General features: G+C 73.7%; 25 protein-coding genes. 12 read left to right on the top strand and 13 right to left on the bottom strand.

The window, feature by feature from the left end:
• Positions 1 to 138: 138 nt before the first annotated feature.
• The 5 genes from rfbD to Sru01_RS28705 all read right to left on the bottom strand — a co-directional run bounded on the left by rfbD (position 139) and on the right by Sru01_RS28705 (position 5,096).
• Positions 139 to 1,011 (bottom strand): dTDP-4-dehydrorhamnose reductase, encoded by an 873-nt coding sequence (gene rfbD, locus Sru01_RS28685; RefSeq protein ID WP_203992001.1) that lies wholly within the window; start codon positions 1,009 to 1,011, stop codon positions 139 to 141.
• Positions 1,008 to 1,976 carry a dTDP-glucose 4,6-dehydratase gene (gene rfbB, locus Sru01_RS28690; RefSeq protein WP_203992003.1) on the bottom strand — a complete coding sequence of 323 codons (969 nt, stop codon included), beginning with the start codon at positions 1,974 to 1,976 and terminating at the stop codon, positions 1,008 to 1,010. The genes rfbD and rfbB overlap by 4 nt, the downstream gene beginning before the upstream one ends.
• Complete coding sequence (locus Sru01_RS28695; protein ID WP_203992005.1) at positions 1,973 to 3,040, bottom strand: glucose-1-phosphate thymidylyltransferase; 1,068 nt, start codon at positions 3,038 to 3,040, stop codon at positions 1,973 to 1,975. The genes rfbB and Sru01_RS28695 overlap by 4 nt, the downstream gene beginning before the upstream one ends.
• A complete protein-coding gene (locus tag Sru01_RS28700; protein ID WP_203992007.1) occupies positions 3,040 to 4,503 on the bottom strand; it encodes a sugar transferase in 1,464 nt (487 codons plus the stop codon). The genes Sru01_RS28695 and Sru01_RS28700 overlap by 1 nt, the downstream gene beginning before the upstream one ends.
• 242 nt (positions 4,504 to 4,745) lie before the next feature.
• Complete coding sequence (locus Sru01_RS28705) at positions 4,746 to 5,096, bottom strand: hypothetical protein (RefSeq protein ID WP_203992009.1); 351 nt, start codon at positions 5,094 to 5,096, stop codon at positions 4,746 to 4,748.
• 268 nt (positions 5,097 to 5,364) lie between these two features.
• Between Sru01_RS28705 and Sru01_RS28710 the strand changes: the two genes are divergently transcribed.
• The 6 genes from Sru01_RS28710 (at position 5,365) to Sru01_RS28735 (ending at position 10,760) form a co-directional block, all read left to right on the top strand.
• A complete protein-coding gene (locus Sru01_RS28710) occupies positions 5,365 to 7,746 on the top strand; it encodes a sensor histidine kinase (protein ID WP_203992012.1) in 2,382 nt (793 codons plus the stop codon).
• Complete coding sequence (locus Sru01_RS28715) at positions 7,743 to 8,114, top strand: DUF742 domain-containing protein (RefSeq protein WP_203992016.1); 372 nt, start codon at positions 7,743 to 7,745, stop codon at positions 8,112 to 8,114. Before Sru01_RS28710 ends, Sru01_RS28715 begins: the two co-directional genes overlap by 4 nt.
• Before the next feature lie 179 nt (positions 8,115 to 8,293).
• Entirely contained in the window at positions 8,294 to 8,488 is a 195-nt protein-coding gene (locus Sru01_RS28720; protein WP_203992019.1) for a DUF5999 family protein, read from the top strand.
• Positions 8,485 to 8,646 carry a hypothetical protein gene (locus Sru01_RS28725; RefSeq protein ID WP_203992022.1) on the top strand — a complete coding sequence of 54 codons (162 nt, stop codon included), beginning with the start codon at positions 8,485 to 8,487 and terminating at the stop codon, positions 8,644 to 8,646. Before Sru01_RS28720 ends, Sru01_RS28725 begins: the two co-directional genes overlap by 4 nt.
• Positions 8,647 to 8,835: 189 nt before the next feature.
• The gene (locus Sru01_RS28730; protein ID WP_203992025.1) at positions 8,836 to 9,759 is read left to right on the top strand and encodes an SDR family oxidoreductase; all 924 of its coding nucleotides are present in this window, start codon (positions 8,836 to 8,838) and stop codon (positions 9,757 to 9,759) included.
• 20 nt (positions 9,760 to 9,779) lie between these two features.
• Positions 9,780 to 10,760, top strand: a complete 981-nt coding sequence (locus Sru01_RS28735; RefSeq protein WP_203992027.1) for a helix-turn-helix transcriptional regulator — start codon at positions 9,780 to 9,782, stop codon at positions 10,758 to 10,760.
• Positions 10,761 to 10,841: 81 nt separating this feature from the next.
• Here the strand turns inward: Sru01_RS28735 and Sru01_RS28740 are convergent, their stop codons facing one another.
• From Sru01_RS28740 to Sru01_RS28760, 5 genes are all read right to left on the bottom strand, one after another.
• Complete coding sequence (locus tag Sru01_RS28740; RefSeq protein WP_203992030.1) at positions 10,842 to 11,858, bottom strand: AraC-like ligand-binding domain-containing protein; 1,017 nt, start codon at positions 11,856 to 11,858, stop codon at positions 10,842 to 10,844.
• Between the two features lie 201 nt (positions 11,859 to 12,059).
• Positions 12,060 to 13,049, bottom strand: coding sequence for an alpha/beta hydrolase (locus tag Sru01_RS28745; RefSeq protein WP_203992032.1), 990 nt, complete (start codon positions 13,047 to 13,049; stop codon positions 12,060 to 12,062).
• Between the two features lie 5 nt (positions 13,050 to 13,054).
• Positions 13,055 to 13,636: a hypothetical protein gene (locus tag Sru01_RS28750; protein WP_203992034.1), complete on the bottom strand. Its 582-nt coding sequence runs from the start codon at positions 13,634 to 13,636 to the stop codon at positions 13,055 to 13,057.
• A 105-nt stretch (positions 13,637 to 13,741) separates the two neighbouring features.
• Positions 13,742 to 14,782 carry an ArsR/SmtB family transcription factor gene (locus tag Sru01_RS28755; RefSeq protein ID WP_203992036.1) on the bottom strand — a complete coding sequence of 347 codons (1,041 nt, stop codon included), beginning with the start codon at positions 14,780 to 14,782 and terminating at the stop codon, positions 13,742 to 13,744.
• 43 nt (positions 14,783 to 14,825) lie between these two features.
• The gene (locus Sru01_RS28760) at positions 14,826 to 15,161 is read right to left on the bottom strand and encodes a winged helix-turn-helix transcriptional regulator (RefSeq protein WP_203992038.1); all 336 of its coding nucleotides are present in this window, start codon (positions 15,159 to 15,161) and stop codon (positions 14,826 to 14,828) included.
• A 150-nt stretch (positions 15,162 to 15,311) separates the two neighbouring features.
• On the opposite strand from Sru01_RS28760, the gene Sru01_RS28765 reads away from it, so the two are divergent.
• The 3 genes from Sru01_RS28765 (at position 15,312) to Sru01_RS28775 (ending at position 17,809) form a co-directional block, all read left to right on the top strand.
• Complete coding sequence (locus Sru01_RS28765; RefSeq protein WP_239137812.1) at positions 15,312 to 16,199, top strand: NAD(P)-dependent oxidoreductase; 888 nt, start codon at positions 15,312 to 15,314, stop codon at positions 16,197 to 16,199.
• Positions 16,196 to 17,101, top strand: a complete 906-nt coding sequence (locus Sru01_RS28770) for an NAD(P)-dependent oxidoreductase (protein WP_203992043.1) — start codon at positions 16,196 to 16,198, stop codon at positions 17,099 to 17,101. Before Sru01_RS28765 ends, Sru01_RS28770 begins: the two co-directional genes overlap by 4 nt.
• A 123-nt stretch (positions 17,102 to 17,224) precedes the next feature.
• Positions 17,225 to 17,809 (top strand): dienelactone hydrolase family protein, encoded by a 585-nt coding sequence (locus tag Sru01_RS28775; RefSeq protein ID WP_203992046.1) that lies wholly within the window; start codon positions 17,225 to 17,227, stop codon positions 17,807 to 17,809.
• Positions 17,810 to 17,882: 73 nt separating this feature from the next.
• On the opposite strand, the gene Sru01_RS28780 is transcribed toward Sru01_RS28775, so the two are convergent.
• On the bottom strand, positions 17,883 to 18,347 hold the full coding sequence (locus Sru01_RS28780) for a tetratricopeptide repeat protein (RefSeq protein ID WP_203992049.1): 465 nt from the start codon (positions 18,345 to 18,347) through the stop codon (positions 17,883 to 17,885).
• Positions 18,348 to 18,645: 298 nt separating this feature from the next.
• On the opposite strand from Sru01_RS28780, the gene Sru01_RS28785 reads away from it, so the two are divergent.
• Positions 18,646 to 19,800 carry a methyltransferase gene (locus Sru01_RS28785; protein WP_203992052.1) on the top strand — a complete coding sequence of 385 codons (1,155 nt, stop codon included), beginning with the start codon at positions 18,646 to 18,648 and terminating at the stop codon, positions 19,798 to 19,800.
• On the opposite strand, the gene Sru01_RS28790 is transcribed toward Sru01_RS28785, so the two are convergent.
• Complete coding sequence (locus tag Sru01_RS28790) at positions 19,790 to 20,170, bottom strand: ATP-binding protein (protein ID WP_203992055.1); 381 nt, start codon at positions 20,168 to 20,170, stop codon at positions 19,790 to 19,792. The genes Sru01_RS28785 and Sru01_RS28790 overlap by 11 nt on opposite strands.
• A 220-nt stretch (positions 20,171 to 20,390) precedes the next feature.
• Between Sru01_RS28790 and Sru01_RS28795 the strand changes: the two genes are divergently transcribed.
• Positions 20,391 to 21,359, top strand: a complete 969-nt coding sequence (locus Sru01_RS28795; RefSeq protein ID WP_203992058.1) for a helix-turn-helix domain-containing protein — start codon at positions 20,391 to 20,393, stop codon at positions 21,357 to 21,359.
• A gap of 53 nt (positions 21,360 to 21,412) precedes the next feature.
• Here Sru01_RS28795 and Sru01_RS28800 read toward each other — a convergent pair whose 3' ends face one another.
• Positions 21,413 to 22,516: an epoxide hydrolase family protein gene (locus Sru01_RS28800; protein ID WP_203992061.1), complete on the bottom strand. Its 1,104-nt coding sequence runs from the start codon at positions 22,514 to 22,516 to the stop codon at positions 21,413 to 21,415.
• Positions 22,517 to 22,600: 84 nt separating this feature from the next.
• Here Sru01_RS28800 and Sru01_RS28805 point away from each other — a divergent pair, with 84 nt between their 5' ends.
• Positions 22,601 to 23,575: a helix-turn-helix transcriptional regulator gene (locus Sru01_RS28805; RefSeq protein WP_203992064.1), complete on the top strand. Its 975-nt coding sequence runs from the start codon at positions 22,601 to 22,603 to the stop codon at positions 23,573 to 23,575.
• Positions 23,576 to 23,690 lie beyond the last annotated feature (115 nt).

Here is a 23,690-nt window from a genome sequence, read left to right on the forward strand (position 1 = left end):
GCGTCGGGCCGATGCCCGGCGGCGGGTCCGCGCCGGGCGTGAGGTCCGTGTCCCGTGGCGGGTCCGTGTCCCGTGGCGGGCCGGGCGCGGGCGGGCGGGCCGCCGCGCCGTCGGCGCCGCGCGTCTCCGACAGGTACATCAGCCGGTGCCTCCGGCCAGCTCGGGCCAGGCCGCGCGCAGCGCGTCGCGCCAGTGCCGGATCGGCGGCAGCCCGGCCCGGGCCCAGCCGTCGTGGCCGAGCACGCCGTAGCCGGGGCGGGTGGCGGGCCGGGGCACCGCGCCGGTCGGGACCGGCCGGACCCGGCCGGGATCGGCGCCGAGCAGCGTGAACACCTCGCGGGCCAGCTCGTACCAGCTCGCCCGCCCGCCGCTGGTGGCGTGGTAGACCCCGGGCGGGGCGTCGATCTCGGCCAGCCGCAGCAGCCGCGCGGCCAGGTCGCCGGTCCAGGTCGGCTGGCCGAACTGGTCGTCGACCACCTCGACGGTGTCCCGGGTGCGCTCCAGGGCGATCATCGTCCGGACGAAGTTGCGGCCGCCGGCGCCGTACAGCCAGGCGGTGCGCACCACGTAGCCGGTGGCGGGCAGCAGTTCCAGCACCGCGCGCTCGCCGGCCAGCTTGGTGCGGCCGTAGGCGTTGACCGGCCCGGTGGGGGCGTCTTCGGGGTACGGGGTGGTCGCGGTGCCGTCGAAGACGTAGTCGGTGGAGATCTGGAACAGCCGGGCCCCGACGTCGGCGCAGGCGAGCGCCAGCGCGCGGACCCCGGCGCCGTTGACCGCCAGCGCCGCGGCCTCGCGGGCCTCGGCGTCGTCGACCGCGGTCCAGCCGGCGCAGTTGACCACGGCGTCCGGCTTCTCCTGCCGGATGACGTCCAGCACCTCGGCGGGGCGGCACAGGTCCAGGCGGTCGCGGTCGAAGGCCAGCACGTCCGGGGCGTCCGGGCCGGCCGGCACCGCGGCGACCAGGGCTGAGCCGAGCATGCCGCGGGCGCCGGTGACCAGCAGGCGGTTCACCGGGCGTCCTTGAGGTGCTTCCACCAGGAGGGGTTGTCGGCGTACCAGCGCACGGTGGCGGCCAGGCCCTCGTCGAAGCCGACCGCCGGGGCGTACCCCATGGCGCGCAGCCGCCGGTCGTCCAGAGAGTAGCGCCGGTCGTGGCCCTTGCGGTCGGGCACCCGCTCGACCATGTCCCAGCCGGCGCCGAGCTCGGCCAGCAGGCGGGCGGTGAGCTCGGCGTTGGTCAGCTCGGCGGTGCCGGCGATGTGGTAGACCTCGCCCGGCGCGCCGCGCTCGGCGACCAGCTGGATGCCACGGCAGTGGTCGTCCACGTGGATCCAGTCGCGCACGTTGCCGCCGTCCCCGTACAGCGGGACCTTGCGGCCCTGCAGGAGGTTGGTGACGAACAACGGGATGACCTTCTCCGGGTACTGGTAGGGCCCGTAGTTGTTGCCGCACCGGGTGATCGACACCGGCAGGCCGTGGGTGACGGCGTACGCCTGGGCGATCAGGTCGCCGCCGGCCTTGGCCGCCGAGTACGGCGAGCGGGGGCGCAGCGGCGCGTCCTCGGCCCACGAGCCGGTCTCGACCGACCCGTAGACCTCGTCGGTGGACACCTGGACGACCCGGGGGGTCCCGGCGTCCAGGCAGGCCTGCATCAGGGTCTGCGTCCCGAGCACGTTGGTGCGGACGAAGTCGGCGGCGCCGGCGATGGACCGGTCGACGTGCGACTCGGCGGCGAAGTTGACCACCAGGTCGTGCCCGGGCACCACCTCGGCGAGCAGGGCGGCGTCGCAGATGTCGCCGTGCACGAAGTCGTGGGCGCCGGCGACCGGCTCCAGGTTGGCCGGGTTGCCGGCGTAGGTGAGGGCGTCCAGCACGGTGACCCGCGCGCCGGCGAGCGCCGGGTACCCGCCGCCGGCCAGGGTGCGGACGTAGTGCGACCCGATGAAACCGGCACCGCCGGTGACCAGCACTCTCATGAACTGATCTGCACCTTGCTGTGATCGCCGAGCACCAGCCGGTGTGCTCTGGGGGTGTTGGGAGCGGGCGTGACCTCGACGTCGTGCCCGATCAGGGACGCCTCGATCCGGCGGACCCCATGAATGGACGCGCGGCGCAGCAGGATCGAGTACTCGATCTCGCTGTCCACAACCTGACAGTCCTCGGCGATCGAGGTGAAGGGCCCGACGTAGGAGTCCCGCACCTGCGCGCCGGCCCCGACGACGACCGGCCCGACGATGCGCGAGCCGGTGACCCGGGCCCCGGCCTCCACCACCACCCGGCCGATGATCTCCGAGCCGGGGTCCACCTCGCCGTCCAGCCGCTGCTCGACCGTCTCCAGCAGCAGCCGGTTGACCTCCAGCATGTCGGCGACGTTGCCGGTGTCCTTCCAGTATCCGGAGACCACGGTGGACTCCACCCGCCGGCCGGCGTCGATCAGCCACTGGATCGCGTCGGTGATCTCCAGCTCGCCGCGCCAGGACGGCTTGAGCGCGGCGACCGCCTCGTGCACCGCGGCGGTGAACAGGTAGACGCCGACCAGCGCCAGGTCGCTCTTGGGCTCGCGGGGCTTCTCCTCCAGCCCGACGACCCGGCCCGTGCCGTCCAGCTCGGCCACGCCGAACTGCCGGGGGTCGCCGACCCGGGTGAGCATGATCTGCGCGGCCGGGCGGTCGGCGCGGAACCGCCGGACCAGCGGCTCGATGCCGCCCACGATGAAGTTGTCGCCGAGGTACATGACGAAGTCGTCGTCGCCCAGGTACTCGCGGGCGATCAGCACCGCGTGCGCCAGCCCGAGCGGCGCGTCCTGGCGCAGGTAGGTGACCGACAGGCCGAACGCCGACCCGTCGCCGACGGCGGCCTCGATCTCCCGGTGGGTGTCGCCGACGATGATGCCGACCTCGCGGATGCCCGCCGCCGCGATGGCCTCCAGCCCGTAGAACAGCACGGGCTTGTTGGCCACCGGGACCAGCTGCTTGGCCGAGGTGTGGGTGATCGGCCGGAGCCGGGTGCCGGACCCGCCGGCGAGCACGAGCGCCTTCACTAGTAGGCCCCTCCACCGCGGGTCACCGCGGACCAGGTCTTCCACAGGATCTGCAGGTCGAGGATGAGCGACCAGTTCTCCACGTAGCGCAGGTCGAGCCGGACCGACTCCTCCCAGGACAGGTCCGAGCGCCCGCTGACCTGCCACAGGCCGGTCATGCCGGGCTTGACGACCAGGCGGCGGCGCACGTCGGTGCCGTACTGGGCGACCTCGTCGGGCAGCGGCGGGCGCGGTCCGACCAGCGACATCTCGCCGCGTACCACGTTGAGGAGCTGGGGCAGCTCGTCCAGCGAGTAGCGGCGCAGGAAGGCGCCGACCCGGGTGACGCGTGGATCGTTCCGCATCTTGAACAGCACGCCGTCGAACTCGTTGGCGGCCAGCAGCTCGGTCTTGAGCTTCTCGGCGTCGCGCACCATCGTGCGGAACTTGAAGACCGGGAACTCCCGGCCGGCGCGGCCCACCCGGGTCTGCCGGAACAGCGCGGGCCCCTCGCTGGTGGTCCGGACCAGGATCGCGATCACCAGCATCGGCACGGCGAGCACGGTGAGCGCGGCGGTGGCGACCAGCCGGTCGAACAGGCTCTTGGCCACCTGGCGGGCCCCGTCGAACTCCGGGTGCTCCACGTGCAGCAGCGGCATCCCGGCGACCGGCCGGATGCTGGTGCGCGGGCCGGCCACGTCCATCAGCGCGGGGGCCACGAACAGCTCGGTGCCCTTGGTCTCGATGCTCCAGGCCAGCCGGCGCAGCGCGGCGCCGTCCAGTTCGGGGCAGGCCAGTACGGCGACCGCGTCCGCGGAGACCTTGTCGGCGACCGTGGCGACGTCGGCGAAGTCGCCGTAGACCGGGACGCCGTCGATGTCCAGGCCGTTGCCGGGGAACTGCCCGGGCGGCAGGCAGGCCGCGACCACGCGCATGCCGTGGTAGGGCTGGCGGCGGAACTGCATGACCAGGTCCAGCACCGCGGTGCGGTGCCCGACGGCGACGACCCGCCGCAGGTACTCGCCCTCGGCGCGGCGCCGGTGCAGGCGCTTGCGCATCCGCCAGCGGAAGACCAGCGTCAGCACGGTCGCCAGCGGCAGCATCGCCATGACGTAGCTTCGCGCGATCATGGTCTGGGTGGCGTAGGCGCCGATCGCCACCGCCGCGGTGAGCCCCACCCCGCCGTCGAAGACGGCGCGGAACTCCTCGCTGCCCTCGCCGTGGCTGCGCTCGCGGTACACCCCGGCCAGCGCCATGGCCGCCGGCCAGACCAGCGCCAGGCCGAAGCCGAACAGCAGCTCCGACCACGGAATGAAGGCGCCCAGCCACAGCCGGACTCCCATGACCCCTTCGCAGGCGATCATGGCGCACGCCACGTCGCCGGCGACGAGGGCCCGCATATAGGAACGCGTCCAGATGCTGGACGCCTTCAGCGGGCCCGTGTCGAGGACCGCGGCATCGCGCTCCCCCAACCCCACCCTCATGCCTGTCCCTACCCTGCTCCCGCCGGACCGTGCAGATACCAGACGGCCCATGGGGCGCTTTGGTTGACACATTGCCCCGAAACATCAGGAGCCCGAGTACCGGTTCAAATACTAAAGATCGGCCTATCCCAGTGAAATAGTGCGGCAATGGCCACAATCGGCCGGTCATCGGGGCAGGCGAGTCCCTTGACGGAACGGTCCAATGCTATGTATGCGGGGCTTGGCCCGATACCTCCGCCGGGTCAGTCGTACTCGAGGTCGGGTAGCGGGGCCGGCGGGTCGGGGCTGCGCCACACCACCACGTAGGCGGCCCGCGCGGCGGTGACCGCCTCGCTCAGCCGCTCGAGGTCGAAGTCGGGCAGGTAGCGGAGCCGGGCGAGGAACGTCGCGTCCGTCGCCGACCGCGGCACCACGCACCCCTCACCGTCGCGGTCGAGCAGGACGATGAGGACGTCGGAGTCGGTGACGCCGCCCACCCGGACCTCGACGACGTCCTCCCACGCGAGGGCCTCGACGCTCCCGTCCGCGTAGTGGCGGGTGACGCCCTCTTCGGTGACGTATACATAGGTGTCCGGCACTGAGTTGCCGCGCATGGGCGCGATTGTGACGACTGACCAGCGGTCGGTGCAAGAGAGGCCGGCAATCAGCACCCCAGGTGTGACGGCTTCGTCCCGGTCCGGGCGGTCCACCGGCCGCCGGCGTGCGGCGCGGCCGGCATCCGGGGGATGCCGACCGTTATCTACCGTCTACCGGGAATGGGATCGTTTGTTGATGGAATGGCCTGGTTAGCCGAGCGCCCCGTTGGTACTGTTTCGCCACTGGTAACCCGGGTGTAACAAGGCGGTTCCCCTGCGAGGTCACATGGGCCGGCGTGCGAAGTCCATCAAGTTCAAGCTGCTCACCATGGTGCTGGTGCCGCTGATCTCCCTGGTGGGCATCTGGATGTACGCTGCGGCGACCGCCGTCAAGACCGGTCTGGACGTGCTGAACGTCAAGGCGATCTACGACGACGTCCTCAGCCCCACCGACCGGCTGCTGGCCGCCGTCCAGCAGGAGCGCTACCTGTCCCTGCAGTACCTCGGCTCGCGGACCGCCGACCGCGCCGAGCTGGACGCCGCCCGGGCCCGCACCGACCAGTTCCGCGCCGCCGCCGAGCGGCTCGCCTACGCCGATCCGGCGCTGTTCGACGACCGCGACGTGCTGCTGGACCGGGTGAACCGGTTCCACGCCGTGCTGCGCCGGCTGCCGGAGATCCGCTCCCGGGTCGATTCCGGCAGCCTGAGCAACCTGGCGACCCTGGACGCCTACCGGCTGCTGACCACGGCCGCCGGCCAGATCTACGACAAGGTGACCTCGGTCGAGGACGCCGAGGGCGAGAACGCCCGCGGCCTGATCCTGATGGACCGCAGCCGGGAACTGCTCAGCGAGGAGGGCGCGCTGCTGGCCGCCGTCTACGCGGCGGGCACGGTGAAGGCGGAGGAGCAGGTCGCCTTCAACCAGGCGATGATCAAGCGGCGGCTGATGTGGGACATGGGGTTCGACCGGCTGGAGGAGGACATGCGCCGGCCGTTCGCCGCCCTGCAGTACTCCGACGCGTACACCCGGTTCGTCGCGGTCGAGGACGACATGGTGCAGGACGTGCGCCCCGGCCGCCCACTGCCCGGCGCCTCGGTCAGCTGGGGCTCCACCGTGCAGCGGCTCGGCAAGGCCTGGGCCGACCAGAACACCGCCGCCGCGACCACGCTCACCGACCGCACCATTCCCTTCGTCATCAGCGTGGTGTGGCGCATCGTCCTGGCGGGCGGCCTCGGCCTGATCGCGGTCGGCGTCTCGGTGTTCATCTCGGCGCGCTTCAGCCGCCGGATCAGCGACGAGCTGCAGGAGCTGCAGCGCGCCGCCCTGGAGCTGGCGCACCGCCGGCTGCCCGCGATCGTGCGCCGGCTCCGGCAGGGCGAGGACGTCGACGTCGCCTCCGAGACGCCGCCGTTCGCCACCGGCTCCACCGAGGAGGTCGTCAACGTCGGCCAGGCCTTCGACTCGGTGCAGATCACCGCGGTCGAGGCGGCCGTCGGACAGGCCGAGATCCGCAAGGGCGTCGGCAAGGTCTTCCTCAACCTGGCCCGCCGCAACCAGTCCCTGCTGCACCGCCAGCTGTCGATGCTGGACGCCCTGGAGCGGCGGGTCACCGACCCCGAACTGCTGGACGACCTGTTCGGCATCGACCACCTGACCACCCGCATGCGCCGGCACGCCGAAGGCCTGATCATCATGTCCGGGGCGACCCCCGGACGCGGGTGGCGCAACCCGGTGCCGCTGTACGACGTCGTCCGGGCGGCGGTGGAGGAGGTCGAGGACTACCTGCGCGTCCAGGTGAGCATGCCCGACGACACCGCCCTGATCGGCGCGGCGGTCACCGACGTGATCCACCTGCTGGCCGAGCTGGTGGAGAACGCCACGATCTTCTCCCCGCCGCACACCCACATCGAGGTGCGCGGCGAGGCGGTGGCCCGCGGTTTCGTCATCGAGGTGGAGGACAGGGGTCTCGGCATGAGCCCCGAGGAGATGGAGCAGGTCAACATCCGGCTGGCCGATCCGCCGGAGTTCGACTTGGCCGACAGCGACCGGCTCGGCCTGTTCGTCGTCGGCCGGCTGGCCGCCCGGCGGGACATCCGGGTCTCCTTGCGCCCCTCGCCTTACGGCGGCACCACGGCGATCGTGCTGCTCCCCGAGACGCTGGTGACGACCGCCGACCCGGTCAGCGCGCCCCGGGCGCAGCACACCGTGGAGCGGGTCGCCGCCCTGGAGGCCGCACCGGCCGGCGGGCCGCTCGGCCTGGCCGGCGGCCCGAGCGTGGCCGAGCGGCTGCGCGAGGTGACCGCCCCGGCCGGCGCGGACGACGTCCCGGCCGCTCCGGCGGGCGCCGGCACGGCGGGCGGCATGGCGGGCGGCATGGCGGGCGGCATGGAGACGACCGTCCAGGCGGACGGCGGGCGGGACCGCGCGAACGGGTCGGGGACGCGGCGTGGCGCCGGCCTGCCGCGACGGGTGCGGCAGGCGAACCTCGCCCCGCAGCTCCGGGAGAACGGGGCCGGGCCGGCCGGCGGCGCTGCCCGCCCGGCGCCGGGCGGCGATCCGCCGGCCGGCGCCGAGCCGCCGCAGGCCCCGCAGCCGTCCCCCGATATGTTCACCTCGTTCCGAGCCGGCTGGGAGCGCGCGAACGAGGGCGAGGAGAAGACGCCATGAGCGAGTCGGGTGAACGCTGGCTGGACCAGGAGGCGGGTCCGCTCATCCGCCCCTACACCGTCACGCGCGGGCGCACCCGGCCCTCCGGGCCGGCGTTCGACATGGTGGCGATCGTCCGCGCCACGCCGGGAGCCCGGCCGGTGCCGGGCCTCGGGCCCGAGCACGCGCGCATCCTGGAGATGTGCGGCGAGCCGATGTCGGTCGTCGACCTGGCCTCGGACAGCGGGCTGTCGCTCGGCGTCGTGCGGGTGCTGCTCGGCGACCTGCGCGATCAGCGGCTGGTCACCGTGCGCCCGCCCGCGACCGTGTCCCAGCTACCCGAGGAACGCCTGCTGCGCGAGGTGATCCAGGGCCTGCAGGCTCTCTGACCACGGGGCCGCCCACCAGCGGAAACGTAAAGAGTTGGTCGCGATTTGGGCGCAATGGGTACCGATGTGGGTATTTATCCCGTTATTTGGTATTGATGGGTTGAGGTGTCCTCGTCCTGCGGGCAAAGTACCGCGGCCGGGGGCGGCAACCGAAAGAGCGACGGATTCAGGTGTCAGCCATGTGTCACCACCACCCGAAGTGCCCGGCGGCGGACGCCGCCGATCACGAGGCGGCCTGCCTGGTGGCCTTCCACCCCGAGCAGGGCTGGGGACTGCTGTGCAACGGCGTGGTCGTCTTCGACGACACGGGCGAGCTGCTGCCGGACGGCCGGAGCGTGCCTGTCCACCGCGCCCCCTGCGGGCGGGCCGCGTGACCACCGCCCCCGGCGGCGACCGCCGCCGGCCGGCGGATCTCCCGCCGGTCCCGCGGCGGCGGCTCCGGCGGCGCGGGAAGGGCCACCGGGCCCGCCTGGCGGCCCTGGCGGGCGGCCTCGACCTGCGCACCCCCGCCGGCCGCCCGCTGCCGTACTGAGCCCCTTGGCCCCTTGAGCCCTTGCGCCACCCGGCCCGTGCGGCCCGCGGCCCCGGCGCCGCGGTCGCCGGCCCGCGGCGGGCGCCGAGGCCGGCGTCGTGATCGGCCCCGTGATCGGCCGCTGATCGGCGCCATGATCTGCTGGAAAAGGCGACATCGGTTGTCGTCTTTCGATGCCAGCATCAGCGCATGACATCCACCGAACGCCCGCTGAACGGCAAGGTCGCCCTGGTCGCCGGGGCCACCCGCGGCGCCGGGCGGGGCATCGCGCGAGAACTCGGCGCCGCCGGCGCCACCGTCTACGTCACCGGGCGCAGCACCCGCGCCGGACGCTCGGAGATCAACCGGCCGGAGACCATCGAGGAGACCGCCGACCTGATCACCGAGGCCGGCGGCACGGCGGTGGCCGTCCAGGTCGACCACCTCGACCCGGCCCAGGTCCAGGCCCTCGTCGAGCGGATCGACCGCGAGCGGGGCCGGCTGGACATCCTGGTGAACGACATCTGGGGCGCCGACCACCTGGTCCAGTGGCACACCCCGCTGTGGGAGCACGACCTGGACGCGGGCCTGCGCCTGCTCCGGCTGGCCGTGGAGAGCCACCTGGTCACCGGCCACCACGCGCTGCGCCTGCTGGTCCGGCGGCCCGGCGGGCTGCACGTCGAGATCACCGACGGGGTGCCGGAGTACAACGACGGGCACTACCGGCTCACCACGTTCTACGACCTGGCCAAGACCTCGGTCGTCCGCCTCGCCTACGCTCTGGGCGAGGAGCTGCGCGGGCACGGCTGCACCGCCGTCGCCCTCACCCCCGGCTTCCTGCGCTCGGAGGCGATGCTGGAGACGTTCGGCGTCACCGAGGAGAACTGGCGCGACCACGCCGCCAAGGAGCCCGCCTTCGGCGTCTCGGAGACCCCGTCCTACGTCGGACGGGCGGTCGCCGCGCTCGCCACCGACCCCGGCGTCGCCCGGTGGAACGGCCAGGGCCTGTCCAGCGGCGGCCTCGCCCAGGTCTACGGCTTCACCGACCTGGACGGCAGCCGCCCGGACGTCTGGCGCTACCTCGCCGAGGTGGAGGACGGCGGGCGGCAGGCCTCGCCGGACGAATACCGCTGACCCCGGGGCACAATCACCGGATGAGGGCGTCGCGGCTGATCTCCCTGCTGCTCCTGCTGCAGTCCAGGGACACCATGACGGCGGCCGAGCTGGCCGCCGAGCTGGAGGTGTCCGAGCGCACGGTGGCCCGGGACGTGCTGGCGCTGTCGGCGGCCGGCGTGCCGGTGTACGCCGAGCGCGGCCGGCGCGGCGGCTACCGCCTGCTGGGCGGGTATCGAACCCGGCTGACCGGGCTGAGCCGCCCGGAGGCGGAGGCGCTGTTCCTGTCCGGCCTCGGCGGGCCGGCCAGGGACATGGGCCTGGCGGACGCCGTGTCGGCCGCCCGGCTCAAGGTGCTGGCCGCGCTGCCGCCCGCGCTGCGGGACGCGTCCGCCCGGGCCGGGCAGCGCTTCCACCTGGACGCGCCGGGCTGGTTCACCCCGTCCGGGCCGCCGCCGCTGCTGGCCGAGCTGGCGCGCGCGGTCTGGCGGGACCAGGTGGTCGAGCTGCGCTACCGGCACCGGCGAGAGGTGAGCCGGACCGTCCAGCCGTACGGCCTGGTGCTGAAGAACGGCGTCTGGTATCTGGTGGCGCGGGTTGCCGGCGACTTCCGCACCTACCGGGTGGACCGCGCGGTCGCCGTCACGCCGGCCAATGCCGGTTTCACCCGGGACGAGAGCTTCGACCTGGTGGCCTACTGGGCCCAAGGCGTGGCCGACTTCCTGGCCGGCCTGCTGGCCGAGGAGATCACCGTGCGGCTGAGCCCGGACGGGCTGCGCCTGCTCCGCTGGGTGGCCGAGCCGCCGGCCGTCCGGCGGGCCGGGGAGGCCGCCGGCCCGCCGGATCCGGCGGGGTGGGTGGTCACCCGGCTCCCGGTGGAGTCGCTGGACGTCGCCTACGGCCAGCTGCTCCGGCTCGGGCCCGAGGCGGAGGTGCTGCGGCCGGCGTCGTTGCGCGCCCGGCTGGCGCGGGCCGCGGCCCGGATGCACGACCGCTACCGGCGCGCCGGGCCCGCCGGCTGACCGACCCGACGGGCCGGCCGGCCGACCCGACCGGATAAGCCGACGGGACGGGCCGACGGGACGGGTCCGCCCGGGCTCGCGCTATCCGGTCAGCCGCCGGGCGGCCGGGCGCGGACCGGCCGCCCGCAGCCGGCGCCGGTAGGCCGCCGGCGGGATGTCGTAGGCGTCGCGGAAGGCCCGGGTGAAGTGCGACTCGCTGGGAAACGCCCAGCGGGCGGCGATCGTGCGGACCGGCAGGTGGTCGTGCGCCGGGTCGGCCAGGTCGCGCCGGCAGCGTTCGAGCCGGCGGCACCGGATCCAGCCCGCCGGGCCGGCCCCCTGCTCCTGGAACAGCTTCTGCAGGTGCCTGGTCGAGATGTGGTGGGCGGCCGCGATGCGCGCCGGCGTCAGCCCGGGATCGCCCAGATGGTCCTCGATGTAGGCCTTGATCCGCAGGATCAGCGCCTGGCGTCCCCCGTCGATCATCAGCGGACGATCCTCCTCGTGGGTCAGGACGGCGGCGAGCAGGTCCAGCACGATGCCGGACAGCCGCATCCCGTCGGCCGCGCTGAGCGACTCCGCCTGGTCGAGCGACTGCCTGAGCAGCCCGGAGAGCAGCGCGCCGACCCCGGTGGCAGCGGGCAGCGGCCGGACGAGCCGGCGTTCCAGCAGCGCGGCGGGAACCGGCAGCAACTCGTGCGGGAACTGCAGGACCAGACCGTCCGTCAGCGCCCCCGGGTCGTCGCGGCCCGTCCCGTCGGTCGACCACGCCAGAAACGGGCGCGAGGTGTCATAGAGCACCATGTCCCCCGGCACTAGCGTGGCCGCGTGGCCGTCCTGGCGCAGCCCCGAGCGGCCGTCCAGCGCGATGGACAGCTGGTAGAGCCCGGATTCGGACCGGCGGATGCGCTGGCGGGTGCGCCGCGCCTCGAACGGCGAGCACCGTACCCGGGACACCTGGACCAGGCCCAGGTCGACCATCCGCATCTCCGCGGTGAAGTGGTCGGCGTGCCGGCTGCGCGCGTCCACCGAGACCACCGAACGCCCTACCGCCTCCCACCAGAAGGCGAACCGCTCATCGGCCGGCAGATCGTCCAGCCGTATCGTCTGAGAAAGCACGCTCCTGCCCCCTAGGACCGTCCCGTCGACCGAGGCCAGGACGACCGCCGGATGCGCGTCCTCATCCGGACGGCCGCCCATGGCCGCGAGTCTCGGCGGCGCCACCCGTCGCCGCAACACCTTTCAGTACTGCCTTAAACCCCATGATGAACGATGTCAAACCCCATGATCAATAATGAAATGGTGTCGCGTGCCACGGCGTCACGTCAACGCGGGCGGCGTGCCTCCGTCCCTGGCCGGGCCGCCGGCGCCGGTGAAGGTGCGGGCCAGGTGGCGGCCGATGTCGTCCAGGGCTCGCCGGGCGGCCGACAGGGCGCCGGGGAAGTTCAGGAACGCGTGCATCGTGTCCGCGTACTCGACGTACTCCACCGCCACCCCGGCCTCGCGCAGGCGCCGGGCGTACTCGCGGGCGTCGTCCCGCAGCGGGTCGCGCCCGGCGCCGAGCACCAGCGCCGGCGGCAGGTTCCGCAGGTCCGCGGCGCGCAGCGGCGCCGCGTGCGGACCGGCCGCCCGGCCGGCCAGGTACTGGTCGCGGTACCACTCCGCGGTCCGGGAGCTTAGGAACACCCCCTCGAAGAGCCGCCACGACTCGGTGCCGGCCCGGAAGTCGAGCCACGGATAGCACAACACCTGGGCGGCCACCCGCGGCCCGCCGCGCTCCCGGGCGAGCAGGCAGGCCGCGGCGGCGAGGTTGCCGCCGGCGCTCTGCCCGCCGATCGCGATCCGCCCGTCCCCGCCGAGCGCGCCGCCGTCCCCGGCCAGCCGGCACAGCGCGTCGAAGGTGTCGTCCAGCGCCGCCGGGAACGGGTGTTCCGGGGCGAGCCGGTAGTCCAGCGAGACCACGACGCACCCGCCGCGCCGGGCCAGGGCCGCGCAGGCCGCGTCGATGTCGTCCAGCGTGCCGCCGACGAAGCCGCCGCCGTGCAGCCACAGCAGCAGCGGGAGCGGCCGCGGCGGGCCGTCCCGGTAGACCCGGACCGGGACCGGCGGCGCGGCGCCGCGCGGCAGCAGCAGATCCGCGCGGACGGCGACCGGCTCCGGCCGGCCGGCGAGCGCGGGATCGGCCCGGCCGGCCCGGGCGGCCCGCAGTTTCTCGTAGGTCATGGGCTCGCCGTCGTCCGAGCCGAACCCGGCCAGCAGCGCGTCGGTCTCCGGACCGAACCGCGGGTCGTCCAGGACGCGGGTGCGCATCACGGTCACCGCCCGTCCGGCACGGCCGGGACGGCCGCCATCTCGGCCGACCGGCCCAGGTGGATCGCGGCGTGCCAGTACGGCACGGCACCCGGCACGGACATGGCGTACTGCGCCAGCGCCCCGAGGCTGGTCGCCCGCTCATGGTCGACGGCCGGCCGGGCGTGCCACTCCTCGCCGTAGCCGGTCAGCTCGGCCAGCAGCGCGTGCCGCACGGTGGTGAACCGGTGGCTCAGCAGCTCCAGCGGCAGCTCGCGGCCGGCCAGCACGCCGGACCGGTTCAGCAGGCGCCCCGCCTCCGGCGTCTCCCACCGGGCGGCCAGGCTCCAGTGCCCCCGCCCCAGACGCGCCTCGGTGAGCACCGACAGGTTGATCTCGTCCCACATCAGCACGTGCGCCACCAGGTCGTGCAGCGACTCGCAGAAGTCGCCGAGCGGGCCGGCCTCGACCTGGTAGGGGGCCGCCAGCTCGGCGGCCTCCCGGCCCGAGATCTCGGCCAGCAGCAGCTCCCGGTCCAGCCTGACCCGCCGGGCCGCCTCGCCCGCCGGCAGGACGCCCTCCCGGGTCTCCGTCCCGTGCTCCCCCATGATCGCTCCCTCCGGCCGGACGCGCGCGGTCCGGCCACCCCATGCAAGGGCACGGCGGCGCGGCGGCCGAGCGGGCTGACGAGATCCGGCAATCGTCCGCGGGGTTCAGCGGAGCAGCAGGCGGGCCAGGTCGGTGCCGAGCGCCTCCACCACGTCCAGGTCGACGACGTACCGCACGTACCGCCCCTGGCGCGCGGTGCGCACCAGGCCGGCGGCGGCCAGCGCGCGCAGATGCCGGGTGACCTGCGTGGGGTCCATCCGCCACAGCATCGCGATCTCCCCGGCGGTCCGCGGCTCGCCGGCGATCGCCCGGCACACCTCCAGCCGGCCCGCGTTGCCGAGCACCGCCAGCCGGTCCAGCACGTCGGCGGCCGGCGGCACCGGACCGGGGTCGGGCGCGATGCCGTGGATCAGCAGGACCGGCTCGCCCGGCACGTCGGCGACGTAGACGTGCGGGTGGACGAAGGTGCTCGGCGCGACGGCCAGCCCGCGCCGGCCCACGTCGTGCCGCTTGCTGAGCACCTTGGCGATCACCGCGCCGTCGCCGCGCGGCGTCACCGCCGGGCCGAGCGAGGCCAGCGCGGCGGCCGGCCCGAGCCGGTGCAGCGTGTCCTCGATCTGCCGGGCGCGGGCGACCAGCGGCGGCCGCGCGGCCCGCCACTCGTGGTCGAACCACTCCCGCCCGGCGTCCCGCAGGAAGTCCAGGAACCGGGCGGCCGCCTCGCCGGGCCGGTCGATCAGGTCGTCGACCAGCGCGCCCACCGCGGCGCCCCGCGACCTCGCCCACCGGCGGGCGACGGCGGGATCGTCCACCCCCGACACCGGCCGCAGCAGATCGCGGGCCAGCCGGCGGGCGGGGACGCGGCGCAGCCACTCCACCTGCTCGGCCAGGACGCCCGCGGCCGGGGTGCCCGCCCGGACGAACGGCGTGGCCCGGATGGCCTGCGTCGCCCAGGCCCAGGCCCGGGTGCGCTCGGCCAGGTCGGGGCTCATCCGGGCCCGCACCTCCGCCGCCCACCGCGCCCGCCCGTGATGCTCGGGCCCGGCCAGCACGTGCAGGGCCGAACCGAGCTCGACCAGCGGCGAGACGATCAGCTGGAAGCGGCCGGCCGGGAGCGCGGCCAGGCCGGCGAGAACCGTCGGCATGCCCTCATTCCACCGCACGCCCGGCCCGAGCCCGGCACCGGAGTCAGTCGCGCGGGATGGCCTCGATGGTCGCCATGTGGCGATGCCCCCAGTCGCCGAGCGGGATGAGGGCCTCGTTCAGCGACCGGCCGAACTCGGTGAGGGAGTACTCCACCTTGGGCGGCACCTGCCGGTGGACCTCGCGGTGCACCAGCCCGTAGACCTCCATCTCGCGGAGCTGCTGGATGAGCATCTTCTCGCTGATCCCGGAGATGCTCCGGCGCAGCTCGCCGAACCGCAGCGGCTCGCGATGCAGCGCCCAGAGGATCAGCGCCTTCCACTTGCCGCCCACCACGTCGACGGCCGCGTCCAGCCCGCAGTTGTACGTCCGCTTCTTCATCGAACCGCCGTCCTACTTACCAAAAGGTAGGTACCTGACTAAATAGTAGGTACTTGAGGTTATCGCAGCAGGACCGGCAGGATCGGGAACGTCCCGCCCGGGCCCGCCGGGACGTCCTTCACCCTGCTTTTCCTTCCGAACGGAGCAATGATGTCTGGCGAGAACCGCCCGCCGGTGACGGTCATCGGCCTGGGCGCGATGGGCACGGCGCTCGCGGGGGCGTTCCTGGACCGCGGCCACCCCACGACGGTGTGGAACCGGACCGGCGGCAAGGCCGCCCCGCTCGCCGCCCGGGGCGCGACGGTGGCCGCCACCGCGGCCGGCGCCCTCGCGGCGAGCCCGCTGACCGTGGTCTGCGTGCTGGACGACCGCGCCGTGCACGAGGCGCTCGATCCGGTGGCGGGCGCGCTGGCCGGTCGCACCCTGGTCAACCTCACCAACAGCACCCCCGAGCAGGCCCGGGCCACCGCCCGGTGGGCGCGGGAGCGCGGCGCCGGATACCTGGACGGCGGCATCATGGCCGTCCCGCCGATGATCGGCCGTCCGGAGTCCCTCATCCTGTACAGCGGTCCGGCCGCCACCTTCGACGCCCACCTGGCCACCCTTTCGGTCCTCGGCTCGCCGATGTACCTGGGCGAGGACGACGGCCGGGCCGCGCTGTACGACATCGCGCTGCTCGGCGCCATGTACGGCATGTTCGGCGGCTACCTGAACGCCGTCGCGCTCACCCGCGCGGCCGGCGTCCCGGCCACCGAGTTGACCCCGCTCATCGTCTCCTGGCTGCAGGCCATGCTCACCGGCCTGCCGCGGATGGCGAAGGGGGTGGACGCCGGCGACCACGCGGCGGCCGCCTCCAACGTCCGGATGCAGGCCCTGGGCTACGTCAACCTGCTGGACACCGCACGCGACCAGGGCGTCCGCACCGAACTGATGGCCCCCATGGGCGAGTTGCTGGACCGCGCCGTGGCGGCCGGCCGCGGCGAAGGCGACCTGTCCGGCCTGGTGGACCTGCTGCGCGCGCCGGAGGGAACCCGATGACGAACGGGAAACCCGCTCCGGTCACCGTCCTCGGCCTCGGCCCGATGGGCCGCGCGCTGGCCGGCGCCTTCCTGGCCGCCGGCCACCCCACCACGGTCTGGAACCGCACCGCGGCCCGCGCCGCCGAACTCGCCGCCCGCGGGGCCGCGACCGCGCCGACCGCCGCCGCGGCGGCCGCGACGAGCCCGCTGGTCATCGCCTGCGTGCTCGACTACGCCGCCATACACGAGATCGTCGAACCGGCGGCGGGGGCGCTGCGCGGGCGCACCCTGGTGAACCTCACCGCCGACACCCCCGAGCGTGCCCGGTGGACCGCGGGATGGGCGGCGGAGCACGGCGTCGGCTACCTCGACGGCGCCATCATGACCCCGGTGGCGAGCATCGGCGGGCCGGGCGCCGTCGTGCTCTACAGCGGGCCGGAGAAGCTCTACCAGGCGCACCGCGCGACGCTGGCGGCCATCGGCGGCACCGCCGCCCACCTCGGCGCCGACCCGGGACGGGCCGCGGCGCACGACGTGGCGCTGCTCGACCTGTTCTGGACGTCGATGAGCGGCCTGGTGCACGCCTTCGCCCTGGCCCGCGCCGAGGGCATCGCGGCCCGCGAGCTGGCCCCGCTGGCCAAGGGCATCGGCGCGCTGCTGCCGCCCATCATCGAGGAGTACGCCGGGCACGTCGACGAGGGCCGGCACCCGGGGGACGATTCGACCATCGGGTCCGCCGCGGCCGGTATCCGGCACGTCATCGAGGCGGCGGCGGCCCGCGGCCTGGACACCGGGGTGCTGGACGCCGCCGCGGCGGTCGCCCGCCGGGCCATCGACGCCGGCCACGGCACCGACGGCTTCTCCCTGCTGGCCGAGACCCTCACCGGGCCGCCGGCGGCCCCCCGTCCCGTCCCGGCCTGACCGCGGGCCCGGCCCGACCGCGGACCCGGCACGGCGGCGGGGACCGTTCTGTCGGTCGCCGCGGGTAGCGTTTCCGACCCTGAACCACCACCGCGCACATAGCGGTGGTCGAAAGGAGTCACCATGGCCGAGGTGCTGCTGTTCCACCACGCGCAGGGGCTGACGTCCGGCGTCCGCGAGTTCGCCGAGACGCTGCGGGCGGCCGGGCACACCGTGCACCTGCCGGACCTGTACGAGGGGCAGGTGTTCGACGACCTGGCGGGGGGCGTCGGATACGCACGGCGCACCGGCTTCGGCACGATCATCCAGCGCGGGCAGGCCGCGGCCGATGGCCTGCCCGGCGAGCTGGTCTACGCGGGCATCTCCCTTGGAGTGCTGCCCGCGCAGCTGCTGGCCCAGACCCGGGCCGGAGTCCGGGGCGCGCTGCTGATCGAGGCGTGCGTCCCGCTCGCCGAGTTCGGCGGCACCTGGCCCGCCGGGGTCCCCGCGCAGATCCACGGGATGGACGCCGACGAGTCGTTCGCCGCCGAGGGCGACCTGGACGCGGCCCGCGCCCTGGTCGAGGCGGTGCCGGAGGCGGAGCTGTTCCTCTACCCCGGCGACCGGCACCTGTTCGTCGACAGCAGCCTGCCCTCCTACGACAAGGCCGCCGCCACCCTGCTCGCCGACCGGGTGCTCGCCTTCCTCGACCGCCTCGGCCGGCCGTGAGACCACGAGAACTTCTGCGCCCGGCCCCGGTGGCCCGCGACGGACCGGCGGGCGCCCGTCCGCCAGGGCACGGTCAGCCGGCCTCCCCCAGCTCCTCGGCCAGCCGTGCCAGGCCGCCCCTGATCAGCCGCCCGTAGCCGTCGTCGGCCAGCACGCCGATCTCGGCCTGCGCCTTCCGCAGATACTCCCTGGCACGGTCGAGATCACCGAGCTTTCGATGGCAGTCCGCCACGTTGAGGTACAACGACGGATACAGGCCGGCCACCGAAAGCGTCACCCCGGCCTCGGCCGCCCGCTCGTCGGTGACCAGATCGGCGGCGGCCAGCGCGCGCAGGTCCCACATCAGCTCCTGCCGCACGTCGTCCTGCACGTCGGCCATCGAGTGCGCGAGCACGCAGACGTGCAAGGGGTCGCCCTGCTCGCCGCCGATGTCCTCCCAGATCCGCGCGAACGCCTCACGAGCGGCTTCGCGCTCGCCTTGCTGATGGTGTAACGCCACCGCCTCACCGATCCGGGCGAGCGTCGAGTCAGTGGTCATGAGCTACTCCATTCACCGGCGGACGGCCGCCTGCCACCCTACCGTCCCGCCCGGCCTGATGATCTTCAGCTGCCGGACCGGGCGCCGCCGCCGGGTCAGGCCGGCTTGTCCAGAGCGACGAGGTCGTCATGCCCGGCCGCGGCCAGGTGCTCCTCCAGAAGGGCAGGAGATGAGGTCCCCACGTCAAGTAGCCCAGGAGGGCGTGGACGCGTCCGCGCCGCGCCCACCCGCCCGCCACCCGATCCGGCGCCCGGCCGGCCGGCGGGATCGCCGGTCCGAGTCGCTAGCCTGGTGCGCGATGAACCTGATGAGGACGGCGACGGGCGAGTTCGAACTCGCCCGGTTCCCCGCGGACCCCCGCGACCAGCTGCGTGCCTGGGACGCCGCCGACGAGTATCTGCTGCGGCACCTCGCCGACATCGACGGCGAGCCCGTCGACCTGTCGGGCACCGTGGTGGTGCTGGGCGACCGCTGGGGCGCGCTGGCCACCGCGCTCGCCGCGCACCACCCCGTGCAGATCACCGACTCGTATCTCACCCAGGAGGCGACCCGAGCCAACCTGGCCCGCAACGGCGTCGCCCTGGACGCCGTCCGGCTGCTGACCACCCAGGATCCGCCGCCCGGCCGGATCGACGTGCTGCTCGTCCGGGTGCCCAAGGGGCTCGCACTGCTGGAGGACCAGCTGCGCCGCCTGGCACCCCACGTGCATCCCGGCACCCTGGTGGCCGGCACCGGGATGGTCACCGAGATCCACACCTCCACGCTGCGGCTGTTCGAGCGGATCCTCGGCCCGACCCGCACCTCGCTGGCCGCCAAGAAGGCCCGGCTCATCTTCTGCACCCCCACGCCCGGCGCCGCCCCGGCCGATGATCCGTGGCCGCTGAGCTACCCGCTGCCGCCGGACGTCGGCGTGGTCTCCGGCCGCACCGCCATCAACCACGCGGGCGTCTTCTGCGCCGACCGCCTCGATCTCGGCACCCGGCTGCTGCTGCGCAACCTGCCGCCGCTGGCCGGCCGCGGGCACGTCGTGGATCTCGGCTGCGGCAACGGGGTGATCGGCCTGGCCGCCGCGCTGGCCGACCCGGGCAACGAGGTGACCTTCATCGACGAGTCCCACCAGGCACTGGCCTCGGCGCGGGCCACGGTCCAGGCGAACGTCGATTCCGAGGTCAAGACGAACTTCCTGGCCGCCGACGGCATGTCCGGCGTGCCGGCCGGGTCGGTGGACCTGGTGCTGACCAACCCGCCGTTCCACACCCACCGGGCCCGCACCGACTCGACGGCCTGGCGCATGTTCAACGGCTCCCGCGCCGCGCTGCGCCGCGGCGGCGAGCTGTGGGTGGTGGCCAACCGGCACCTCGGCTACCACGTCAAGCTGCGCCGCCTCTTCGGCAACTGCCAGGTCGTCGCCGACGACCCCCGATTCGTCGTCCTCCGCGCCGTCAAACGCTGACCGCCCTGACCTGGAACCACACCGTGCGGTAGGTGTCGTCCTGGTGCACCCCCCATCGATGGGCGAGCGTCCGTACGATGCGCAGTCCACGTCCGCCCTCACCGAAATCGTCGTCGCGAATCTGTGGCGCCTCCGCGCCTCCCGCATCCACCACGTCGACGTGTATGAGACCAGGACAGACGGCCAGCGCCAAGGTGATCTTTCCGCCGTTCTGGGAATCCGAATGGACCACCGAGTTGGTGACCACCTCGGAGACCAGCAGGGCCACGTCGTCCAGCGCCGGGTGCGCCGGCCCGAGTTTCTCGGCGACGAAGATGCGAGCGGCTTTCGCGGACTCGGGATCACCTTTCAACTCGATGGCGCCCAGCAATCTACCTCTTCGCGGTCCATCGCCTTTTTCGTTCGCCGTGCTCCCGGCTCCTCCTGAAGACTTCACCCTCCCAGAGTGGCCACGGAAAGCTACGATCGGTCACGTTCGGTGCTCACCTAACGCCACATTTCATGTGAGCACACCAGTGAGCACAGCGAAATGCTGAGAAGGATGGCATTTGTCGATGACTAGAGCGCCTGATCCGCGTGAGCCACCTCGCGTGCTTTTCGCCGATGAGCTCCGGCGCCACCGAAGGGCGGCGAAGCTGTCCCAGCGGGCGCTGGCCTCCCGCATGGGCTTCTCGGATTCGCTGGTCGCCATGGTGGAGACCCTCAAACGGCCACCTACCGACGACTTCGCGAGAGCATGCGACAGGGCCTTGGGCTTGGGTGGCGCCATGTTCGGGCTGTACATCGCGACGACATGGGACAAGGCACCAGAACATCTCAGGCCTTGGCTGGAGGAAGAGGAGGAGGCCGAAGCACTGCGGAATTGGGAACCCAACCTCGTCCCGGGCCTTCTCCAGACGGAGGCTTATGCCCGCGCGATGTTCGGGACCGCTCCCGGCCTCACACCGGACGAGGCGGAAGAGCGGGTGGCCGCCCGCATCCGGCGGCAGGCGATTCTTCGCCGGAACAGGCCACCGATCGTCACGTTCATCATGGACGAGACGGTGATCCACCGTCGGATCGGCAGCATCGCGATCATGCGGGAGCAGCTGGCATATCTCCTGGAAGTCGCCCGGTACCCGAATGTGATCATTCAGATCGTTCCCCAGGACGCGGGGGAGCATTGCGGGCTGGCCGGGGGATTCATCATCGCCGAGCGCAACGGTTCCTGCTACGCGGCCTACTCGGACGCCCAACCGGCCGGGACGACGATCGACGACCGACACGTCATCTGCGAACTCGCCGCTCGATATGACGCGATCCGCGCGGAGGCCCTACCGTTTAAAGCGTCACTCCGCCTCATTCAGGAAGTGGTGTCGAAAATGAGTGACCTTTGTGACGAGGCGTGGCGTAAGAGCACCTACAGTACGGACAACGGCAACTGCGTTGAGGTCACCTCGAAACTGTCACGTCCCACCATCAGGGACAGCAAGCGGCCGAGCGGCCCGACCCTCACCTGCGGGCCGGGTGAGTGGTCGGCATTCGTCGCCGGGCTCAAGACCGGAGCGCTGGACAGCTGAGCCCGTCCCCCGGGTGGTCCGGCACCGGGCCGGGCCACCCGGGGCCGGCGAGGTCAGCGCAAGGGGGCGAAGAAGGCGCGCAGGTCGTCGGCGAGGAGCTTGGGGGCCTCCAGGGCCGGGAAGTGGCCGCCGCGCTCGAACTCCGTCCAGTGGCAGCCGGCCGGCGGGTCGATCAGCCGGCGGACGGTGGCGTCGGCGCCGAACACCGCGAACCCCTGCGGCGCGGCGGGCGGCGCGCCCCAGTCGGTGGAGTGGGCCTGCTCGTACAGGAAGTTCGCGGCGGAGATGCCGGAGCCGGTGAACCAGTAGAGGCTCACGTTGGTGAGCAGCCAGTCCCGGTCGTAGGGCAGGTCGGTCCAGCGCTCGACGCTGTCCGCGATCCAGCCGAGCTGGCCGACCGGCGAGTCGTTGAGCAGGTAGCCGATGGTCTGCGGCCGGCTGTTCTGGATCGCCAGGTAGCCGTTGCCGGCGCCGCGGAACTTCGCCATTCGCTCCAGGGCCGCCGCGTCCACCGGGTCGGCCGGGTCGAGCCGGTCGGCCATGCCCGGGAGGAAGGTGGCGGTGGCCGCGGCGGTCGCCGGGTCGGTGGTGACGTGCAACCCGGCCACGTGCTCGCCGGCCAGGCCGGCCACCGCGCCGGAGACGCCCGCGCCGATGTCGCCGCCGTGCACGCCGTACCGGTCGTAGCCGAGGCGGCTCATCAGCTCGGCCCACGCCCGGGCGGTGCGGCCCATCGCCCAGCCGTCCCCGCCGACCGGGGTGGAGAAACCGAAACCGGGCAGGGACGGCACCACCAGGTGGAAGTCCTGCCGCAGGTTCTCGATCACCTCGGTGAACTCGGTGAACGAGCTGGGGTAGCCGTGGGTGAGCAGCAGCGGCAGCGCGTCCGGCCGGGCCGCCCGGACGTGTACGAAGTGGATCCGCTGCCCGTCGATCTCGGTGGTGAACTGCGGAAACGCGTTGAGCCGGGCCTCGGCCGCCCGCCAGTCGTAACCCTGCGCCCAGTACACGGTCAGTTCCTTGAGAAAGGCGAGCGGGACGCCGCGCTCCCATTCCGCGCCGAGTGCCTCCCGCGGCCAGCGGGCGGCGGCCAGCCGGCCGGCCAGGTCGTCCAGGTCCGCCTGCGGGACGGCGATGGTGAACGGCTGAATGTTCATTGATTGCTCCTTCGAGGTGCGATGCCATCACGGTAGAAGCCAATGCGGAACGGTTCTTTCCGCGATCGGCGGCATACTCGAAGAATGTTGGAGACCTCCGCGAGGCTGCTGAAACTGCTGTCGCTGCTGCAGGTGCGGCGGGACTGGACCGGCGCCGAGCTGGCCGACCGGCTGGAGGTGACCACCCGCACCGTCCGCAACGACATGGAGCGGCTGCGCGCCCTCGGTTACCCGGTGCGGGCCACCCCGGGCGTGGCGGGCGGCTACCGGCTGGACGCGGGCGCCCACGTCCCGCCGCTGCTGCTGGACGACGAGGAGGCGGTCGCCGTCGCGGTGAGCCTGCGCACCGCCGCGGGCGGCTCGGTCACCGGCATCGAGGAGATGGCCGCCCGGGCGCTGGTCAAGCTGCACCAGGTGCTGCCGTCCCGGCTGCGCCGCCGGGTGGACGCGCTGCAGGCCGCCGTGGTGCCGGCGCCGCCGTGGGCCGGGCCCGGCGCCGACGCCGGCGTGCTGACCACCATCGCGACCGCCTGCCGGGACCACGAGCGGCTGCGCTTCGACTACCGCGCGCACGGCGGCGGCGAGTCGGTGCGCTCCACCGAGCCCTACCGGCTGGTGCACACCGGCCGGCGCTGGTACCTGGTCGCCTGGGACCTCGACCGCGATGACTGGCGCACCTTCCGGGTGGACCGCGTCCGGCCCAGGACGCCCGCCGGCCCGCGGTTCACCCCGCGCCCGCTGCCCGAAGGCGGGGACGTCGCCCGGTACGTCGCCCGCAACGCCGGCGCGGCGACCTGGCGCTACCGGGCGCGGGTGGTGGTGCACGCACCGGCCGAACGGGTGGCCCGCCGGCTGCCGATGCCGGTCGAGATCCGGCCGCTGGGCCCGGACCGGTGCGTCTTCGAGCCCGGCTCGGACGACCCGCTCGCGCTGGCCGGATACCTGACGCTGCTCGGCGAGGACTTCACCGTCGAGGACTCCCCCGAGCTCACCGCCGCACTGCGCACCCTCGCCGCCCGCCTGCTCCGCGCCACCGGCGAGCCGCCGGCCCCCCGGTAGACCCGCCGTTCACCGGATCGGGCCGCCGGCCGCCGCCCCGGAGACGCGGCTCCCGTTCGCCGCCCGGCTGCACCGCGCGCCGGTCACTCCGGCGGGCGGCGGATCGGGGGGCGGA

This window comes from Sphaerisporangium rufum (assembly GCF_016863395.1).
GTDB lineage: Bacteria > Actinomycetota > Actinomycetes > Streptosporangiales > Streptosporangiaceae > Sphaerisporangium > Sphaerisporangium rufum.

What these genes read in the sequence shown, in the direction of transcription:
- rfbB (WP_203992003.1), bottom strand. Translation starts at nt 1,976, where the DNA reads ATGAGAGTGCTGGTCACCGGCGGTGCCGGTTTCATCGGGTCGCACTAC.
- Sru01_RS28700 (WP_203992007.1), bottom strand. Translation starts at nt 4,503, where the DNA reads ATGAGGGTGGGGTTGGGGGAGCGCGATGCCGCGGTCCTCGACACGGGC.
- Sru01_RS28705 (WP_203992009.1), bottom strand. Translation starts at nt 5,096, where the DNA reads ATGCGCGGCAACTCAGTGCCGGACACCTATGTATACGTCACCGAAGAG.
- Sru01_RS28710 (WP_203992012.1), top strand. Translation starts at nt 5,365, where the DNA reads ATGGGCCGGCGTGCGAAGTCCATCAAGTTCAAGCTGCTCACCATGGTG.
- Sru01_RS28715 (WP_203992016.1), top strand. Translation starts at nt 7,743, where the DNA reads ATGAGCGAGTCGGGTGAACGCTGGCTGGACCAGGAGGCGGGTCCGCTC.
- Sru01_RS28720 (WP_203992019.1), top strand. Translation starts at nt 8,294, where the DNA reads ATGTGTCACCACCACCCGAAGTGCCCGGCGGCGGACGCCGCCGATCAC.
- Sru01_RS28730 (WP_203992025.1), top strand. Translation starts at nt 8,836, where the DNA reads ATGACATCCACCGAACGCCCGCTGAACGGCAAGGTCGCCCTGGTCGCC.
- Sru01_RS28735 (WP_203992027.1), top strand. Translation starts at nt 9,780, where the DNA reads ATGAGGGCGTCGCGGCTGATCTCCCTGCTGCTCCTGCTGCAGTCCAGG.
- Sru01_RS28745 (WP_203992032.1), bottom strand. Translation starts at nt 13,049, where the DNA reads ATGCGCACCCGCGTCCTGGACGACCCGCGGTTCGGTCCGGAGACCGAC.
- Sru01_RS28750 (WP_203992034.1), bottom strand. Translation starts at nt 13,636, where the DNA reads ATGGGGGAGCACGGGACGGAGACCCGGGAGGGCGTCCTGCCGGCGGGC.
- Sru01_RS28755 (WP_203992036.1), bottom strand. Translation starts at nt 14,782, where the DNA reads ATGCCGACGGTTCTCGCCGGCCTGGCCGCGCTCCCGGCCGGCCGCTTC.
- Sru01_RS28760 (WP_203992038.1), bottom strand. Translation starts at nt 15,161, where the DNA reads ATGAAGAAGCGGACGTACAACTGCGGGCTGGACGCGGCCGTCGACGTG.
- Sru01_RS28765 (WP_239137812.1), top strand. Translation starts at nt 15,312, where the DNA reads ATGTCTGGCGAGAACCGCCCGCCGGTGACGGTCATCGGCCTGGGCGCG.
- Sru01_RS28770 (WP_203992043.1), top strand. Translation starts at nt 16,196, where the DNA reads ATGACGAACGGGAAACCCGCTCCGGTCACCGTCCTCGGCCTCGGCCCG.
- Sru01_RS28775 (WP_203992046.1), top strand. Translation starts at nt 17,225, where the DNA reads ATGGCCGAGGTGCTGCTGTTCCACCACGCGCAGGGGCTGACGTCCGGC.
- Sru01_RS28780 (WP_203992049.1), bottom strand. Translation starts at nt 18,347, where the DNA reads ATGACCACTGACTCGACGCTCGCCCGGATCGGTGAGGCGGTGGCGTTA.
- Sru01_RS28785 (WP_203992052.1), top strand. Translation starts at nt 18,646, where the DNA reads ATGAACCTGATGAGGACGGCGACGGGCGAGTTCGAACTCGCCCGGTTC.
- Sru01_RS28800 (WP_203992061.1), bottom strand. Translation starts at nt 22,516, where the DNA reads ATGAACATTCAGCCGTTCACCATCGCCGTCCCGCAGGCGGACCTGGAC.
- Sru01_RS28805 (WP_203992064.1), top strand. Translation starts at nt 22,601, where the DNA reads ATGTTGGAGACCTCCGCGAGGCTGCTGAAACTGCTGTCGCTGCTGCAG.